The sequence below is a fragment of the Bifidobacterium reuteri DSM 23975 genome, from assembly GCF_000741695.1.
GTDB lineage: Bacteria > Actinomycetota > Actinomycetes > Actinomycetales > Bifidobacteriaceae > Bifidobacterium > Bifidobacterium reuteri.
This window is the reverse complement of record NZ_JGZK01000003.1, coordinates 210669-228587: the sequence shown is the minus strand read 5'-3', so window position 1 is coordinate 228587 and position 17919 is coordinate 210669. Positions and strand designations below refer to the sequence as shown.

Genomic DNA, 17919 nt, shown 5'->3' with positions numbered 1-17919 from the left:
AGGAACCAGGATTCAATTGCTCTTCAGCCGATAGCGCTGGGTCGGATCGTCCTGCAACCTCACCTTGGCGACGCGCCTTTCCCGGATCAGCTCGCGCATCCCTGACGTGGCGGCCAGCGGAGTCAATTGCAGTTCGCGTATGATCTCCTTGATGCTCATCGCCGAATGACGCTCCAGCACGGTCATGATCGCCTTCGAGATGTCGCTGGGCGTGCTGTTCGCGGCCGTCCGATGCTTGGTGATGGTCATGGTGAACGTGTTGATGTCATTGCGTGTGGTCGCCGGTTCGACGCCGGCCTCGCGCAGGCTCGCCGCGATGCGCTGATAGCCATCGCCTCCCTCAGGATTGACGAACCCGCCGTCAGGATACGGAGTGGACTCCAGAAGCGTGAAAAGGAACTGGTTTCGTGTGGAGACGAACGGCACGCCCGTCACCGGATGCGGGTTGGCGAGCACGTCATGCGTTACCGTGCCGTACAGGCCACCCGGATTCGTGATTTCTATACGGTTCGTGAACACATTGATGCGCACCTGTGTGCCGCGGGCATCCGGGGAGTAGTCGCGGTGGGTCAGCGCGTTGGCGATTGCCTCACGCAGCACCACGGGCGGATAATCCGGTTTCTTGGCGCCGATCCAGCGCATCAACGATTCCACCGCATCATTGATCATCACCGGAATAGGGCCGACAATGGTCTTCGCGGCGACCAGTCGTTCGTCGCCGCGGAACACCTCATCACGGTCGATGCCCGGAAACACGGCGATGGAGATGGACAGACGCGGATAATACTTCTGAGGATACCGGCCAAGAGCCAATAGTCCGGCCAATGTGGGCCTCAGCACGCCTCCGACCGTGGCATCGTCGGAATCATCATGCCGGAGCACTTGCAGATCCAGCAGCATACGGGCGTCGTCGCTGCCGGAGAACACATGAGGATGCTGCTCGCGGACACGCGCCAACAGGCCCGATACCAATGCATGGTCAAGGTCGTCGATGGTGGCGCCCGGCACGATATCCAGATCGTAGGTGGGTTGCAGATGCTCTTCGATAAGCCGATCCACCTCATAGGAGGTCATACGCCGGTCGCCGTCACCTGTGCGGATGAACGAACCGCCATGGGGGCCGAGCGCCGTGGTGAAGCATGGCTTGTCACGTGGCAGCATCTCATCGATGCGTGCGAACACCAGATTCGCTCCCTCGAAAGGACAGGTGACAATCACCGGGCGCACCACCGGGGTCATCTTCTCGCATGCCTGGCTCAGCGCCTCCTGCATGGCGCGCGCATCGAAATGATCGACCGGCGCGAAACCCGACTTTTCGGAAAGCCCGAGGATGATCCAGCCGCCTGAGCCGTTCGAGAATGCGGACAGCGTATCCGTGATGGTCGAGGAGATGCGACGCTTGCATTCCTTGACCTCGCATTGCTGCGTGTCGTTGCCAATCATGCGCATCAGCTCGATGAGCTCGGTCATCTTCGCGGTGTAGTCATCGATGGAGTGACGCTCGGTGCCGGCGTCGTCACCGGATATGGCGAGAGATGAGGCGATCGGAGGAATAGCCGACTGGCTGACTGCGTCGGGGATCTGTGTGCGGGGAATCGGGCCATTCGGCATGCCCGTCGGATAGTCGGTCGGCTCTCCGGCCGCGGTGGGGCCGTCAATACGATGCATGTCGTCGGTCATGGCGCGCCTCCTTGGCATGGAAGAACCCGTATTGGCACTATTGTGCCGCAGCTGGCGAGGTGGATGCGAGCGGAGTATTGCCATGCGCCATGCAATTCATCGAGAATTCATACGAGACGTCCCCTATGGCGTGTCGATATAATGGAGGATACGGCGGCGCGGTGGCCGTCAGGAACAGTCAAATGCCATTGATAGGGGAGTGATCATGAGCGACACCAATGAAACCGATACGTTCACGTTCAATGAGAACGACGTCAACGATGTTACGGCGGACGGGCAGCCCGGTGTAACGGAGGATGGCTGTGCCAAGGCGGCCCATTGCCCACTGAAGCGCCACCCAGGCCTATGCGGCAAGGGAGGCAAGTGCCCGGTCAGGAACATCTCCAAGGATGACGCCATCGCCGGGGTCATCACGTTGGCGGGTGTGGCCATCCTGACAGTGGCGACCTACTACATTCAGTTCGTACTCACCAAGGCGGCCGTCAAATCCGCGCTGAAGGAGACCCGCCTGCGCTGAGATCCATATGTCGACCTTGAATCCTGAAGCGCCACGCAACAGGATGATGAGGTGTTATGAGTGATCCCCATTCCCTCGGACGGGAATGGGGATCACTCATCTGTCTACTGCTGCCTGTGCCCGCTGTCGAGAACGGTGTGTTCTGCGGCCATCACGGGTGATAACCGCGGAACGGTCCTGCGACTTGCGGGGAGTCGGTGCTTATGCTTTCTTGCTTCGGGCAGCGAGGCTGTGCCTACTGTTCCTCGCTGCGGGCAGCGAGGCTGTGCCTACTGTTCCTCGCTGCGAGCAGCGAGGAAATGCTCCTCGCTAGGAAGGACGGCGTTGAGGATCACGGCGACCACGAAGGCCACGGCGATGCAGTTCGAGGCGAAGATCTGCTGGAACAGGGCCGGGAAGTGGGCGAAGATGTCGCTCACCTGCGTGAAGCCGATGCCGATGGTCAGCGAAAGCGCAGCAATGGTGATATTGCGCTGGGTGAAGCCCGCCTCGGCGATCATCTGGAAGCCGGAGAGGATGATGTTGCCGAACATCATGATCGTGCAACCGCCGAGCACCGCCTGCGGCAGCGAGTTGAACATCTCCGCGATGGCCGGCACGAAGCTCGCCAGAATCAGAATCAGGCCACCGGAAAGAATGACCTTGCGGTTGACCACCTTGGTCATGGCCACCAGACCGATGTTCTGGGCGAACGAGGTGAGCGGCAGACATCCGAAAAGGCCTGAAACGGAGGAAATCAGACCATCGCCAGCGATGGCGCCGGCGGTCTCCTTCTCGGTGGGCAGACGGTTGAGACCCACCTTGGTCAGGGCGGCGGTGTCGCCGAGCACCTCTACCGAGGAGACGACATAGAGCAATGCAAGGGAGATGATCGCGCCTGGGTCGAACACCGGCTTGAACGGCATGAACTGCGGCACGGAGACGATGGCGAGATTCTGGAAGCCCGAGAAATAGACCTTGCCCATGCATACGGCCACCACGTAGCCGACCACGAGACCGAACAGCACGGACAGCTGCTTCAGCGTACCCTTCATCAGCAGCTGGAACGCCAGGCACGCCACCAGTGAGACCAGACCGAGCGTGAGGTTCTCCCACGAACCGAAGTCCTTCGCGCCGGAGCCGCCGCCGAAGCTGGTAGCACCCACGTTGAGCAGGGAGAAGCCGATGGACGTCACCACGATCGCCGAGACGATCGGCGGCACAAAACGACGCCAGTACTGTGCGGTCAGGCCCAGCACCAGCTCAAGCAGACCGCCGACCAGCACCGCGCCAACGACCGCACCATAGCCCTTGTCGGCGCAAATGGCCACCGCAGCCGCCACATAGGTGAAGGAGATGCCGGTGACCATCGGCAGGCGGGAGCCGATGCGCCACGCGCCATACAGCTGCAGGCATGTGCCGAGACCCGCCACCAGCAGGCCCGCCTGAATGACGGTGGCCGACTGAGCCGGCGTCATCTTCGCTGCCGAGGCCACGATGAAAATCGGGGCGAGATTCGCCACGAACATGGCCATGACGTGCTGCAGGCCGAATGGAATACCTTTCCAGAACGAAACCGGCGCATCCAGCGAAGTCAGCGCCTCCATCGAAATGCCTGCCGACTTGGCGGCATCCTTCTTCTCTTCCATATATCCTCTCTTGATTCTCTCGTATGTCAACGAACGCCGGTCCGCTGTCCGGCGAACCGGCGTGTGCCCTCAGTGGCGGAACTCAATCTTGCCGGTCTCGGGGTCCATGGACTCCACGATGGCCAGCGAGTCCACGTCATAACCGTCGGCGCGCAGCTGGTCGCCGCCGCCCTGGAAGCCTTTCTCCACTGCGATGCCGATGCCTTCGACGACCGCGCCGGCCTCCTCGCACAGCTCGATCAGGCCGCGCAGCGCCTTGCCGTTGGCCAGGAAATCATCGATAAGGAGAACATGGTCTCCAGGGTTCAGGTATTTCTTGGAGACGATGACCGGGAACTCCTTCTGCTTGGTGAAGGAGTACACGGTGGTGGTGTACTGGTCGCCATCCAGATTGATGGACTGGGCTTTCTTGGCGAACACCACGGGCACATCGCCGAAATGGCGTGCCGCGCAACAGGCGATGCCGATGCCCGAAGCCTCGATGGTGAGGATCTTGGTGATGGTTTTGCCGGCGAAGTGCCTGGCCCATTCAGCGCCCATGTGGTCGAACAGACGCACATCGCACTGATGGTTCAGAAACGCGTCCACTTTCAGCACATTGCCGGGTTTGACGGTGCCCTCGGCCTGGATTCGCTCCTCGAGTTCCTGCAATGGGTTTACCTCCTTGGCGTCAGATGGAAATAGCTGTTTTCAGATAACTGAAGGATATGGCAAACCAGCTTACGCTGACCGGCGCATATGGTAGATATGAATGTCGCACGAAAGGGGAGTACATGGTGTTCGAGGAACCGGAAGTCATAGCGCGAAGCGCCCAGGAACTCGTAGGGGACCTCAATCCTCAGCAGTCGGAGGCGGTGCAATATCGCGGTCAGGCGCTGCTCATCGGCGCCGGTGCAGGTTCCGGCAAGACCCGTGTGCTCACTCGCCGTATCGCATGGATTCTCAGTCAGTTCGGCGCATGGCCCAGCCAGGTGCTCGCCATCACCTTCACCAACAAGGCAGCCGCCGAGATGCGCGAGCGTCTCGCCACGCTCATCGGACCGGTGGCCCAACGCATGTGGGTGTCCACCTTCCACTCCGCATGCGTGCGGATTCTGAGACGCGACGGCAAATCCATAGGGCTCAAGTCCGGTTTCTCCATCTATGATTCCGCCGACTCCGAGCGGCTGATTAAGATCATCGCCACCGAATTCAATCTGGATATCAAGCGATACACCCCGCGTTCCATCCTCGGGCATATATCCGACCTCAAGAACAATCTGACTGGATGGAAGGAGTATCTGGCGCTGCACGCCCCGGACTTCACCCCCGGACAGCGCGGTTACCAATTCGGCACAGTGGGCGATCTCGAAGCCATCTATGCGGTGATCTATGCGGAATACGAGCACCGTCTGGCGCTCGCCAACGCCGTTGATTTCGATGATCTGATCGGCCGGACCGTGGAGCTGCTGCGCGCCGACCCGACCGTCGCCGAGTACTACCATCATCGGTTCCGCTACATTCTTGTGGATGAGTATCAGGACACCAATCATGCCCAGTATGTGCTCGTACGCGAGCTTGCGGGCGTGGACTCGGGGGATCGGCCGGTGCCGGGAGCGCCGAATGCGGGCAAAACCGGTCCTGCCTGGATTACGGTCGTAGGCGATTCCGATCAGTCGATCTACGCGTTCCGTGGTGCCGACATCCGCAACATACAGGACTTCGAACAGGATTTCCCCAACGCCAAGACCATCATGCTGGAGCAGAACTATCGCTCCACGCAAACCATTCTGGATGCCGCGAACGCGGTGATCAGCAACAACGAGGGACGCAAGCCGAAGAAGCTATGGACGGCGCTCGGCAAAGGCGAGCCCATCGTGGGGTATGCGGCGGATAACGCTCAACAGGAGGCCCAATGGGTGGCCGGGGAAATCGCGCGTCTGCATGCCGAGGAATCCATCGCATACTCGGACATGGCCATCATGTACCGCGCCAACGCGCAGTCCCGGTCGTTGGAGGAGGCGCTGATCAACGCGGGACTGCCGTACCAGCTGGTGGGCGGCACCAAGTTCTACGAACGTCGTGAGATCAAGGATGCCCTGGCCTATCTGCAAGCGTTGGTGAACCCGGACGACGATGTGAACCTGAGGCGTATCCTCAACGTGCCCAAGCGCGGCCTCGGAGACCGTGCGGAAGGCGTGCTGCTCTCCTATGCGCGCGAACACGGCACCAGTTTCTTCTACGCGTTGATGCATGTGGAGCAGATCGACGACGTACCCACCCGGACCGCCACCCTGCTCAAATCGTTCCGCGAATTGATGGGATCACTCTCGCAATTCACCCGTGCCCACGATTCCAAGCCGAGTGAAATCGTGGCTGAGGTCCTTGAACGCTCGGGGCTTCGCGCCGAACTGGAGAAATCCGTCGACCCGCAGGATGCCTCGCGACTGGAAAACCTGTCCCAGTTGCAGTCCACCGCCGCGGAATTCGAGCAGAACACGCCGGACGCCACGCTCTCCCAATTCCTCGAGACCACCGCGCTCGTAGCCGACTCCGACCAGCTGCCCGGTGAGCAGGAGGATTCAGGCAAGGTGACGCTGATGACGTTGCACACCGCCAAGGGTCTCGAATACCCGGTGGTGTTCCTGACCGGCATGGAACAAGGCACCTTCCCGCATTCGCGCTCGATGGAAGACACCACGGAACTGCAGGAGGAACGGCGACTGGCGTATGTGGGCATCACCCGGGCCAAGCGCCGCCTCTATGTGACGCGCGCCGCCGTGCGCTCGCAGTGGGGACAGGCCGCGGACATGATGCCAAGTCAGTTCCTCGACGAAATACCCCAGGAGCTCATTGACTGGAAGCGTAAGGAAGCCGGTGTGGAACGGATGCGTTCGAGCTGGGAATCCGACGGTTTCGCAGACGATTTCGGCGGATGGGATGACGACGATTTCGGTGGCACGACATTCGGTGGCTCCGCCACATTCGGCGGTCGAGGTTCGGTTTCCTCCTACGGGTCGCGGTATGGGTCCTCCTATGGCGGCTCGTCGTGGCATGGCTCCCGTGATGGCGGTTCCACGTATGGCTCTCGTTCCCGGTCTGGCTCATCGTCATACGGCTCCCGGTCAGGCTCATCGGATTCCTTTGGACGATCTCGTGGCGGGAAGGTCACCATACGTCGTGTCGCCCCCAAGTCCTCGGCGGCTGCTGGCGGCAGTGCCGGATCCAAGCTCGGCAAGGACAATGGCCTGTCTATCGCTGATTTTGCCGTGGGGGACATGATCAGCCATGACAAGTTCGGACTGGGGAAGGTCACCGCGCTCGAGGACAAGGGCATCAAATCCGTGATCACCGTCGATTTCGGCTCCGCCGGCGTCAAACGTCTGATGCTTCGTGTGGCGCCTATTGAGAAGCTCTAGCGACCTTCTCAATAGGCGCCCTTCGCGGCAGGCCGCTCACTTCGCCTACGGTCAGCCCGCTGGGCTGCCCGTTTGACGGCTCAGCCAGTGAGAAGCTCTAGCGCTCCGTCTTGCATGTGTCTGAGTGTTGTTGGCCCCCTCTGATGAGGGGGGCTGGCAGCGAAGCTGACTGGGGGAGAGATCTAGATGCAGTACTCAATTATCAGTGAGACAATCTACTAGCGACCTTCTCAATAGGCGCCCTTCGCGGCAGGCCGCATTGTCCATGGGCTGCGCGTAAAATCTTTTTCTTGGTGTCTGCCGAAAGGCGGATGCCGTCTGGAGTCATAGCCCATCAACGGGTCGGCGGCCGGCGTTCGTGAGAATGAAGGTCGCTCGTGAGCGATCACGACGAAGCGTTGGAGAGGCCCGACTCAGCGTCCGGCATCATGCTGAAGCCAGACGTTCCGTTCAAATAACGACAGAAGGAACAATCCAAATGACGAACGTTCAGCGTTCTCGCCGTCAGGTGCGCCTGTCCCGCGCCCTCGGCATCGCACTGACCCCGAAGGCTCAGCGCATTTTCGAAAAGCGTCCGTACGCTCCTGGCGAGCACGGCCGTGACCGCCGCCGCACCGAATCCGATTACGCGGTGCGTATGCGTGAGAAGCAGCGTCTGCGCGCCCAGTACGGCGTGTCCGAGAAGCAGCTTCGCCGCGCTTACGAAGAGGGCACCCGCGTCGCCGGCCAGACCGGTAACGCCATGCTGATCGACCTCGAGTCCCGTCTTGACAACCTGGTGCTGCGTGCCGGCTTCGCCCGCACCACCGCCCAGGCCCGTCAGTTCGTGGTCCACCGTCACATCCTCGTTGACGGCAACATCGTGGATCGCCCGTCCTACCGTGTCAAGCCCGGCCAGACCATTCAGGTCAAGGCCAAGAGCCAGACCATGGTTCCGTTCCAGATCGCTGCCGAAGGCGTGCACCGCGATGTGCTGCCTGCGGTCCCCGGTTACCTCGACGTGAACCTGGCATCCCTGAAGGCCACCCTGACCCGCAAGCCGGCCGTCGAAGAGATCCCGGTCCAGGTCAACATCCAGTACGTGGTCGAATACTACGCCCGCTGATCCGGGCCCCTCTGGTCAACAACAATCCAGGACATACCGCTCGAACCCCGCGCCGAACAGCGCGGGGTTCCTGCGTTTTCGGGCACCTATCCGCAACGATTCTGCCATAACGCGGGTGCAAAGGGCGCAACCGCGCCATCGGAGGTGACGACATGGCTGAATCGTTGCAGCCAAGCGGCACCGGCGCGTAGCATGGTCATCATGATTCTTCATCTGCATCTGGTCCGCCATGGGCAGACCTATTTCAACCGATACAATCGGCTTCAGGGCTGGTCCAACTCGCCGCTGACCGAATCCGGCATCGCCGATGCCGCAAGGGCCGGAGAACGGCTCAAGGGTCTGACCTTTGCCGCCGCATACTGCTCGGATACCACACGCGCGCAGCAGACCGCCGAGACGATTCTGGACATCAACGAGCAGGCTGGCAACGCGCGCCCCGAACTGATTGCGGACATGCATTTCCGTGAACAATTCTATGGCTATTACGAAGGCCTCGACATGTCCATGGCATGGTACGCCGCAGGCGCGCCTCATGGCGCCAAGACCTACAACGAGATCGTGAAGCGTTTCGGCCTTGCCGCGTCCCGTGATTTCCTCAAAGAGGCGGACCCCTTCCATGATGCCGAGTCGGATCAGGAATACTGGGAGCGAGTGGAAGGCGCCTTCCGCCTGATCGCAACGAATCCGCATCTTCGCGACGGCGACGACGTTCTGCAGATCTCTCATGGCAACACCCTGCTCAGTCTGGCGCATCGATTCGGCGGTCCCGATCTGGATCTGAGCGAACGGCCGGCCAACGGTTCGGTGACCGTGATCGAATATGACACCGACAAGCCATTCGCCGACGCCGTGACCATAATGTCGTATGGCAAATAGCCGGTGAAACAACCGGTGTAAACCCGGTGCCGATGTGGGGCTCGAGTGCGGCGGCGTGAAGAAATAGGCAATGAGTGCTACCCTTGTGCGAGTATATGTGACCTCAAGGAGGAAACAATGGGAGTCGGAGAGATCGCTGGCCTGATCGCGGCCATCGCGTTCGCAGTACTGGCCGGTTTCATGATCTATCCGCTGATCAGACTTGGCAAGATGTTTGATCAGATTGCGCAGACCGTCAAGGAGTCCGGTGAACACGCCATCCCCGCACTGGATGAAGGTGTGACCACCGTCAAGCAGGTCAACAAATCGTTGGAGGACGTGAATCGCATTTCCGCGGCCGCCTCCACCACGGCCAACAACGTCGGTGCGCTGACCGATCTGTATGGTTCGTTCCTCGGCAAGCCTGTCATCAAGATCGCATCTGCCGTGTATGCGCTCAAGTCCACCGCCCAGTCTTTCCTGGCCGGACACGCCGGTGCCCAAGCCGGTGATACCGGAAACACTCAGAAGGGGGAGTGATGTTCAAACGCATCTTCTGGGTCGGCGTCGGTGTGGCCATCGGCATCGTGGCAGTCACCAAAGCCCAGGCATATGTCAAGGCCAACACTCCTGATGCGGCCCGGCAGTTCCTGCTTGGCCCCGATCAGAGCAATGTTCCCATGCGGACGCTCGAAGGGCTGGTCAATGAATTCAACACTGCACGCCGGGCCCGTGAGGCTGAGTTGAACAGCCGATACAACGTGCAGGCCGACTGACCGGTCTCAAACGGCATCGCATCGTGAATCCTTCCGACGGTGCCGTTCCGCACAGGTCCGAATCCTTCACCTATCAAGCAAGGTCTTTCCATTTAACCCAAGGCGCACCTGCGTCAGCAACCAACAAGGAGTACATCCCGTCATGCGCACTGCGGAAATCGCAAAGCGATATCTCGATTACTTCGCCAAGCACGACCATCTCGTCGTACCTTCGGCGTCGCTGATCTCCCCGAATCCGACCACGCTGTTCACCATCGCCGGCATGGTGCCGTTCATCCCCTATCTGATGGGTGAGCAGACTCCGCCGAAGCATCGTATGGCATCCAATCAGAAGTGCGTGCGCACCCTCGACATCGACGAGGTGGGCAAGACCACCCGTCACGGCACCTTCTTCCAGATGCTGGGCAACTTCTCCTTCGGTGACTACTTCAAGGAGGAGGCCATCCACTATGCATGGGAGCTGCTGACCACGCCGCAGAGCGAGGGCGGCTACGGTTTCGACCCGGAAAAGCTGTGGATGACCACGTTCACCGACGATGACGAGGCCCGTTCCCTGTGGATCAACGAGGGCGTCGACCCCGAGCACATCCAGAAGATGGGCATGGAAGACAACTTCTGGACCACCGGCGGTCCCGGCCCCGGCGGCCCCTGCTCCGAGATCTACGTCGACCGTGGCCCCGAGTTCGGCAAGGAAGGCGGCCCGATCGCCGACGAGAACCGCTACATCGAGATCTGGGACTTGGTGTTCGAGAACTACGAGGTCGACAACGTCAAGTCCAAGACCGACCTGCATATCGTCGGCGAGCTTGAGAACAAGAACATCGATACCGGCGCAGGCCTGGAACGTCTGGCCTACCTGATGCAGGGCAAGAACAACATCTATGAGACCGATGAGGTCTTCCCGGTCATCGAGGCCGCCGAGCAGCTCTCCGGACTGAAGTACGGTGAGGATGCGGACGCCGACGTGCGCTTCCGCGTCGTGGCCGACCATGTGCGTTCCGCTCTGATGATCATGTCCGACGGCGTACGCCCGTCCAATGTGGGCCGTGGATACGTGCTGCGCCGCCTGCTGCGTCGTACTGTGCGTTCGATGCGCATGCTCGGCGTCACGCAGCCGGTGCTCCCCACCCTCTTCCCGACCTCCAAGACCGCAATGGAGGCCAGCTACCCCGAGCTCAACGACACCTTCCATGAGGTGTCCGAATCCGCATACGGTGAGGAAGACGCGTTCCGCCGCACGCTGGAAACCGGTACCACCATCCTCGACGTGGCCGTGAACAAGGCCAAGAGCGGTTCCTCCGAGCCTGAAGTGAGCGGTGAGGACGCCTTCAAGCTGCACGACACGTACGGTTTCCCGATTGAGCTGACCCTCGAAATGGCCGCCGAACAGGGCGTCAAGGTGGATGAGGGCAAGTTCCGCGAGCTCATGGCCGAGCAGAAGTCCCGCGCCCGCGCCGATGCTCTGAAGAAGCGCCACAACGTGGACCTGTCGGTCTACGACGACTTCAAGAAGACCCTGGCCAAGCCCATCGACTTCCTCGGCTACACCGACATGTCCGCACGGGCCAAGGTCATCGGCATCATGCAGGAGGGCAAGGGATCCGTGCCGGCAGTCACGGGCCCGGCCAACATCGAGGTCATCCTCGACCGCACCCCGTTCTATGCGGAGGCTGGTGGCCAGCTCGCCGATCAGGGTGAGATCCTGTCCGACGATGGTGCCGTGCTCGAGGTCGATGACGTGCAGAAGCCGATCAAGGACCTCATCGTCCACCAGTGCCGTCTGACCGAAGGCACTTTGGTCGTGGGCGCTGAAGTCAACGCCAACATCGATCTGAACCGTCGTGGCGCCATCGCCCGCTCCCACACCGCCACTCACATGGTGCACAAGGCGCTGCGCGAGGAACTTGGCCCGCAGGCCACCCAGCGCGGTTCCGAAGACGCTCCGAACCGTTTGCGCTTCGACTTCCAGTGGTCGAAGGCCCCGGCCAAGTCCGTGATCTCCGCAGTCGAGGAGCGTGTCAACGACAAGCTGCGCGACAACCTCGCCGTGACCACCAAGGAGATGAAGTTCGATGACGCCATCGCGCTCGGCGCGATGCACCTGTTCGGTGAGAAGTACGGCGACATCGTGCGCGTGGTCTCCATCGGCGAGGATGGATGGAGCCGCGAGCTGTGCGGCGGCACCCACGTCGACCATGTCGGCAAGATCGGCATGGTCAACATCCTCTCCGAGGCATCCATCGGTCAGGGCGTGCGTCGTGTCGACGCGGTCGTGGGCCAGGGGGCTTACGACTTCAACGCCCGCGAGCATGCGTTGGTCTCCCAGCTGTCCGACAAGCTGAATGCGCGTCCCGACGAGCTTGCCGAGCGTATCAACACGCTGCTCGCCAAGCTCAAGGAATCCGACCGCCGTCTGGCCGCCATGTATGAAGGGCAGCTTGCAGCAGCCGTACCGGCTCTGGTGGCCGAGGCCAAGGCCTCGAACGCTCCGGTGAAGGCCGCTGTCAAGAACGTCGGTCATTTCGGCACGTTCGACGCATTGCGCAAGACGGTGCTGGATATCCGCGCCCAGCTCGGTGATGACGCTCCTGCGATTGTGGCCCTCGCCGGTGTGAATGAGGATGACAAGCCGATGGTCGCTGTGGCCACCAACGATGCCGCCCGTAAGGCCGGCATCAAGGCCGGCGATCTGGTGCGCGGCGCATCCAAGATCCTCGGCGGTGGCGGCGGCGGCAAGCCGGACTTCGCCCAGGGTGGCGGTGCGGACCCGTCCAAGATCGATGAAGCGCTCGAGGCGTTGAAGCACGAGGCGCAGAAAGCCTGACGCCTGTGGTTTGGCTAGGCGTTGATTTGGGTAATGCCCGGGTCGGACTGGCACTGTCCGACCCGGAGCTGACCTTTGCACACCCGGCCGGCGATATTTACGTTGCCGGTGATTATTTCTATGCCATCGACGACGTGATCGATGTGATTGAGGACGAGCACGTCACCCATGTGGTCGTGGGATTGCCGTTGCAGATGGACGGTACCGAAGGGAAAAGCGCGAAAAAGGCCCGTCGCTGGGCTGCGAATCTGGAAAAGCGCTTGCAGACCTTGCATCCTGATGCGTCGGCGCGGTATCAGGTTCCTCAAGTACTATTCGTTGATGAACGATTGACTACGGTCAGTGCGCATCGCCAGTTATTCGAGGCGAACAAATCCTCGAAGAAGCACAGACCCTTGGTCGATCAGCAGTCGGCAGTGGTGATTTTGCAGACGGCACTCGACCGTGCCGGGAAACAATGAGGTACGGTTTCATGTCAGACAGCATTCATGATTTCTTTGATGAAAACACGCAGTGGGTTGAACATGGAACCGGAGCGGCGCCCGCGGGGGAACCGCCTCAGCCGCCGAAATCTCGCCGTGAGATGCGCAAGCGTCGGCGTCGGCGTCATAATCGGGCCATTGGAACAATCATCGCGGTCGTTGTCGTCATAGCGCTTGTGGCATGTGGCCTCTATTTCGGCATCGAGAAGCTGCATGAGATCCGTGACAGCAACAGTCAAGCCAATACCGCCATTGAGGATTATCCTGGTCCTGGATATGGGGAAGTGTCCTTTACCGTTGAAGAAGGTCAAGGAGCGGTGGAGATTGCCGATGGCCTGTTGAAGGCGGAAGTCATCAAATCCGCCGAAGCCTTCACCAGTTTGGTCAGCGCGAATGATTCCAAACTGTATCCCGGAACCTTCACGCTGAAGAAGCACATGGCCGCCTCGCAGGCGCTTTCCATCCTCACCGATGCCTCAAAGGCGGCGGGCTTCCTGGAAGTCAGGCCGGGCGAGCGGCTCAGCGCGGTCATCGCCGATGCCGTCACGTTGTCCGGCTTCGCGCAGAGCGATTTCGATGCCATTGTCAACGCCAAGGGAGAGGGTATTCTGCCGGCGGAGGCGAACGGCAGTTTTGAAGGGTGGCTTGAGCCCGGCACATACAACGTCAAGTCGATGGGCAGCGCATCGGACATCCTCAAGGCCATGGTCGATAAGCGCATCGCCAAACTCGATGAATTGGGTGTTCCTTCCGGAACCGACCGCGAACGTGTGATGATCATCGCATCCATTGCCGAGGCCGAGGTGAACAAGGCCGACTATTACGCCAAGGTGACGCGGGTCATCGAGAACCGTCTGGCGCAGGGAATGTCATTGGGCATGGATTCCACAGTGGCATACGGCAACAATGTCCAACCCGCGGATGTGACCACGACAATGCTCGAAGACGGGTCGAATCCGTATAACACCTACAAAATCGCCGGCTTGCCGCCTACTCCCATCAGCAATCCCGGCGACAACGCCATCCAGGCAGCATTGAAGCCGGAATCAGGTGACTGGCTGTACTTCTGCACGGTGAACCTTGACACCGGCGAGACCAAGTTCGCCGTCACCGCCGAGGAACATGACAAGAACGTCGCCGAACTGCGTCAGTGGCAAGCCGAAAACGGCCAATAACGTTGCATGTGGGTTAGAGGAGAATCCTTATGCTCTTTTCTATCCCGACGACTTCTATCCGATGACCATATGAGCGACAATCGCCAGAACGGCCCCGAGCGCGATCACCGGCACATACGGCACCTTGCCGGCATGATCCGATGCGGAGCGTCGAGAGTCGAAACGCAGCCACAGCATGATCCAGCCGATTCCCAACACTCCCATGGCGAGCCACCAGACCACCACTGGGAGCAGTCCGAGCATGCCTACGGCCAAGCCCGCGGGCACCAATGCAGTCACGTCACCGAATCCCAGTGATTTAGGCACGAGCAATGCCAGGGCGAGCTGGATCACGCAGCACAGGGCGGTGAACAGGACCGCCTGCAACAGGACGAACAGGTCGTTGGACATCACGCCATACACGAATACGGCAATCATCTGAAGCAGCGAGCCGGCACCCACCCAAGGCAACGGCACCCGTCTCGTGCGTATGTCCACAATGGACAACGCAAGCTCACATAGCAGACCGGGAAGAGTGAACAGGTACGGCATGGCTTACCATTATCCCCTAGTTATTGACCAATGAACGAGAGGGATTGCTATGTTGCGCTGGCAGACGGCGGGGGAGTCTCATGGAGAGGCTCTGGTGGCCATGATCGAAGGACTGCCCGCTGGCATCCGTATCAGCACCGATGATATCGTCTCAGCCTTGGCGCGTCGGCGTCTGGGATACGGGCGCGGCGCACGCATGAAATTCGAGCAGGACAAGGTGCGTCTCCTGACGGGTGTGCGCCATGGATTGACACTTGGCTCCCCGGTGGCCATCGAGATCGCCAACACCGAATGGCCGAAGTGGACCGAAGTGATGAGCGCCGACGCACTCGATCATGAATTGCCTCGGGAGGGACGCAACGCGCCTTTGAGCCGCCCGCGCCCTGGCCATGCCGATCTCACCGGTATGCGCAAGTACGGATTCGATGACGCGCGTCCGGTGCTGGAACGCTCCAGCGCGCGCGAAACCGCGTCTCGTGTGGCATTGGGTGAGGTGGCCAGCCAGTTCCTTGATCAGGCGTTCGGCATCCGCACGGTGTCGCATGTCGTGGCGCTCGGTGGCGTGCACGTCGATGCCGATGCACCGTTGCCCACTCCCGATGATGTCGCCGCTTTGGATGCGTCTCCGGTGCGTACCCTCGACAAGGACGCGGAAAGCCGTATCATCGAACGCATTGACGAGGCGAAGCGTGCTGCGGATACGCTCGGCGGTGTGGTGGAAGTGCTTGCCTACGGCGTGCCGGCAGGTATCGGCACCTATGTGGAATCCGATCGCAGGCTTGACGCGGCACTGGCCGGTGCGATCATGGGCATTCAGGCGTTCAAGGGCGTGGAGATTGGCGATGGCTTCCTCGAAGCCGAACGCCCCGGATCCCAGGCGCATGATGAGATCGTCGTCAACGCAGACGGGCGCATCGGCCGTCTGTCCAACCGTGCCGGCGGCATCGAAGGCGGCATGTCCAACGGACAGGTGATTCGTGTACGCGGTGCCATGAAGCCCATCCCCTCCATTCCGAAGGCCTTGCGTACTGTGGACGTGCTTACCGGCGAGGCCGCGAAGGCCATCAACCAGCGTTCCGACAGCACCGCGGTTCCTGCGGCGGCCGTTGTCGCAGAGGCGATGGTCCGTCTGACCATCGCCCAGTACGCACTAGATAAGTTCGGCGGCGACAGCGTCGAGGAGACACGTCGCAACATGGAGGCATACCTTGCCTCGTGGCCTGAGCATATGCGCTGATTCGTGGGAGAGCTGAATATGTCATCACGCCCCTACGCAGTGATCATCGGCATGATGGGTGCGGGCAAGACCCGTGTCGGCAAGGAAGTCGCCCATATGCTGCGGCTCCCGTTCATCGATGCCGATATCGAGATCGAGCACGAGGTCGGCATGAAGATCCCCGATTATTTCGACCGATACGGTGAACCGGCCTTTCGCGAGGTCGAAGCGGATGTCATCGCCGACGTGCTTGCGGATTTCGAAGGTGTGTTCTCCCTCGGAGGGGGAGCACCTATGACGCCATCCACCCAACGGGAACTCGCCTCGTACATCAGACATGGCGGCAAGGTCGTCTATTTGGACGCCGATCCGCGTGAGGCCATGGAACGCGCCAATCGCGGTGGCGGCAGGCCGATGCTCAACGGCGACGCCAACGCCCGTTGGAAGAAGCTCCACGCACAACGTGACCCGGTATTCCGCGAGGTATCCAACGTCCATGTGCATACCCATGGTCTGACGCCGCAAGGTGCCGCCAAGAAAGTGATAGATATGGTTTCCCAACGAGCAGTTCATGTTGAAGGTGCAGCTATCGATCCATACGATGTGGTCATCGGTGAAGGTGCGATGAACCGATTGGCGGATGTGCTGGGTCCAAAGCCGGCCAAGATCGCGCTCATCCACACGCAACCTGTGCAACGGCATTCCGATCGGGCGCGTACGCTGTTGCGTCAAGGCGGCTATGAGGTATCGGATATCGTGATTCCCGATGCGGAACCGGGCAAGACCATCACAGTGGCGAACGGCATATGGGAACGGCTGGGTGACGAAGGGTTCACTCGCTCCGATGCCGTGGTGGGCCTCGGGGGAGGTGCAGCCACTGATTTGGCGGGCTTCGTGGCAGCAACTTGGATGCGCGGCATCCGATACGTCAATTGCCCGACCTCGCTGCTGGCCATGGTCGATGCCTCCACGGGAGGCAAGACCGGCATCAATACGCAGCAGGGCAAGAATCTGGTAGGTTCCTTCTATACGCCGGCCGGCGTGCTGGCGGACACCACCACATTGTCCTCTCTGCCCAACGACATCTTCATTGAAGGACTCGGCGAGGTAGCGAAATCCGGTTTCATCCGCGATCCCGAGATTCTTCATATCTTGGAGCGGCATGCGGATGAACTCCGGCTTTTCGATGGACAGGCTTTTTTGGGCTCCCCGCTTGAAGAGACCGTGGCGGAGCTCATTGAACGTACTGTTCGGGTGAAGGCCTACCATGTCTCCTCCGATTTGAAGGAAAAGGGACTGCGCGAATTCCTCAACTATGGGCATACGCTGGGCCATGCCATCGAAAAGCTGGAGCACTTCCGCTGGCGTCATGGCAATGCCGTGGCCGTGGGCATGGTGTATGCCGCGGAGCTGGCTCATCTGCTGGGGTACATCGATCAGGATCTGGTCGATTACCATCGTGCGTTGCTCTCCGCGTTGGGATTGCCGATCTCGTGGAATGGCGGCTCGTTCGAGGACGTGCTTGCATTGATGCATCGCGACAAGAAGGCTCGCGGCAACAAGTTGCGCTTTGTGGTGCTTGATTCCATCGGCCATGTAGTGCATCTAGACAATCCGCCCGCCGATGCCGTAGAAGAAGCCTTCCGTCGCATCCAACACTGACGGTGTGGTGGTGCTGATGCGTCGATATCATGGTCGCATCAGCACCTCGCCCTCATTGTTTCGCATTATC

At 60.6% G+C, this 17919-nt stretch carries 15 protein-coding genes; 11 read left to right on the top strand and 4 right to left on the bottom strand.

The genetic code is table 11. The annotated features are described in order from the left end of the window. Positions 1 to 12: 12 nt before the first annotated feature. Positions 13 to 1470 (bottom strand): ATP-binding protein, encoded by a 1458-nt coding sequence (locus tag BREU_RS03640; protein ID WP_044088479.1) that lies wholly within the window; start codon positions 1468 to 1470, stop codon positions 13 to 15. A 415-nt stretch (positions 1471 to 1885) separates the two neighbouring features. Here BREU_RS03640 and BREU_RS03635 point away from each other — a divergent pair, with 415 nt between their 5' ends. Then, positions 1886 to 2197, top strand: coding sequence for a hypothetical protein (locus tag BREU_RS03635; protein ID WP_044088379.1), 312 nt, complete (start codon positions 1886 to 1888; stop codon positions 2195 to 2197). Positions 2198 to 2466: 269 nt separating this feature from the next. Here the strand turns inward: BREU_RS03635 and BREU_RS03630 are convergent, their stop codons facing one another. Beyond that, on the bottom strand, positions 2467 to 3825 hold the full coding sequence (locus BREU_RS03630) for a nucleobase:cation symporter-2 family protein (protein WP_044088378.1): 1359 nt from the start codon (positions 3823 to 3825) through the stop codon (positions 2467 to 2469). A gap of 69 nt (positions 3826 to 3894) precedes the next feature. Continuing rightward, on the bottom strand, positions 3895 to 4476 hold the full coding sequence (locus BREU_RS03625; RefSeq protein WP_044088377.1) for a xanthine phosphoribosyltransferase: 582 nt from the start codon (positions 4474 to 4476) through the stop codon (positions 3895 to 3897). A 125-nt stretch (positions 4477 to 4601) separates the two neighbouring features. On the opposite strand from BREU_RS03625, the gene BREU_RS03620 reads away from it, so the two are divergent. The 8 genes from BREU_RS03620 to mltG all read left to right on the top strand — a co-directional run bounded on the left by BREU_RS03620 (position 4602) and on the right by mltG (position 14440). Then, complete coding sequence (locus BREU_RS03620) at positions 4602 to 7223, top strand: ATP-dependent helicase (RefSeq protein WP_044088478.1); 2622 nt, start codon at positions 4602 to 4604, stop codon at positions 7221 to 7223. 478 nt (positions 7224 to 7701) lie between these two features. After that, positions 7702 to 8328, top strand: a complete 627-nt coding sequence (gene rpsD / locus BREU_RS03615) for a 30S ribosomal protein S4 (RefSeq protein WP_044088375.1) — start codon at positions 7702 to 7704, stop codon at positions 8326 to 8328. 201 nt (positions 8329 to 8529) lie between these two features. Continuing rightward, positions 8530 to 9204 carry a histidine phosphatase family protein gene (locus BREU_RS03610; protein ID WP_044088477.1) on the top strand — a complete coding sequence of 225 codons (675 nt, stop codon included), beginning with the start codon at positions 8530 to 8532 and terminating at the stop codon, positions 9202 to 9204. A gap of 117 nt (positions 9205 to 9321) precedes the next feature. Further along, positions 9322 to 9723, top strand: coding sequence for a DUF948 domain-containing protein (locus tag BREU_RS03605; RefSeq protein WP_044088374.1), 402 nt, complete (start codon positions 9322 to 9324; stop codon positions 9721 to 9723). Then, complete coding sequence (locus tag BREU_RS03600) at positions 9723 to 9959, top strand: hypothetical protein (RefSeq protein WP_044088373.1); 237 nt, start codon at positions 9723 to 9725, stop codon at positions 9957 to 9959. The genes BREU_RS03605 and BREU_RS03600 overlap by 1 nt, the downstream gene beginning before the upstream one ends. Before the next feature lie 142 nt (positions 9960 to 10101). Next, a complete protein-coding gene (gene alaS / locus BREU_RS03595; protein ID WP_044088371.1) occupies positions 10102 to 12783 on the top strand; it encodes an alanine--tRNA ligase in 2682 nt (893 codons plus the stop codon). A 5-nt stretch (positions 12784 to 12788) separates the two neighbouring features. Continuing rightward, entirely contained in the window at positions 12789 to 13244 is a 456-nt protein-coding gene (ruvX, locus tag BREU_RS03590; RefSeq protein ID WP_044088369.1) for a Holliday junction resolvase RuvX, read from the top strand. An 11-nt stretch (positions 13245 to 13255) separates the two neighbouring features. Beyond that, entirely contained in the window at positions 13256 to 14440 is a 1185-nt protein-coding gene (gene mltG, locus BREU_RS03585) for an endolytic transglycosylase MltG (RefSeq protein ID WP_044088368.1), read from the top strand. A 54-nt stretch (positions 14441 to 14494) separates the two neighbouring features. Here the strand turns inward: mltG and BREU_RS03580 are convergent, their stop codons facing one another. Beyond that, positions 14495 to 14971 carry a prepilin peptidase gene (locus BREU_RS03580; protein WP_044088367.1) on the bottom strand — a complete coding sequence of 159 codons (477 nt, stop codon included), beginning with the start codon at positions 14969 to 14971 and terminating at the stop codon, positions 14495 to 14497. A gap of 49 nt (positions 14972 to 15020) precedes the next feature. Between BREU_RS03580 and aroC the strand changes: the two genes are divergently transcribed. Beyond that, positions 15021 to 16208, top strand: coding sequence for a chorismate synthase (gene aroC, locus BREU_RS03575; protein WP_044088366.1), 1188 nt, complete (start codon positions 15021 to 15023; stop codon positions 16206 to 16208). An 18-nt stretch (positions 16209 to 16226) separates the two neighbouring features. Next, on the top strand, positions 16227 to 17849 hold the full coding sequence (locus BREU_RS03570) for a bifunctional shikimate kinase/3-dehydroquinate synthase (RefSeq protein ID WP_044088365.1): 1623 nt from the start codon (positions 16227 to 16229) through the stop codon (positions 17847 to 17849). Positions 17850 to 17919 lie beyond the last annotated feature (70 nt).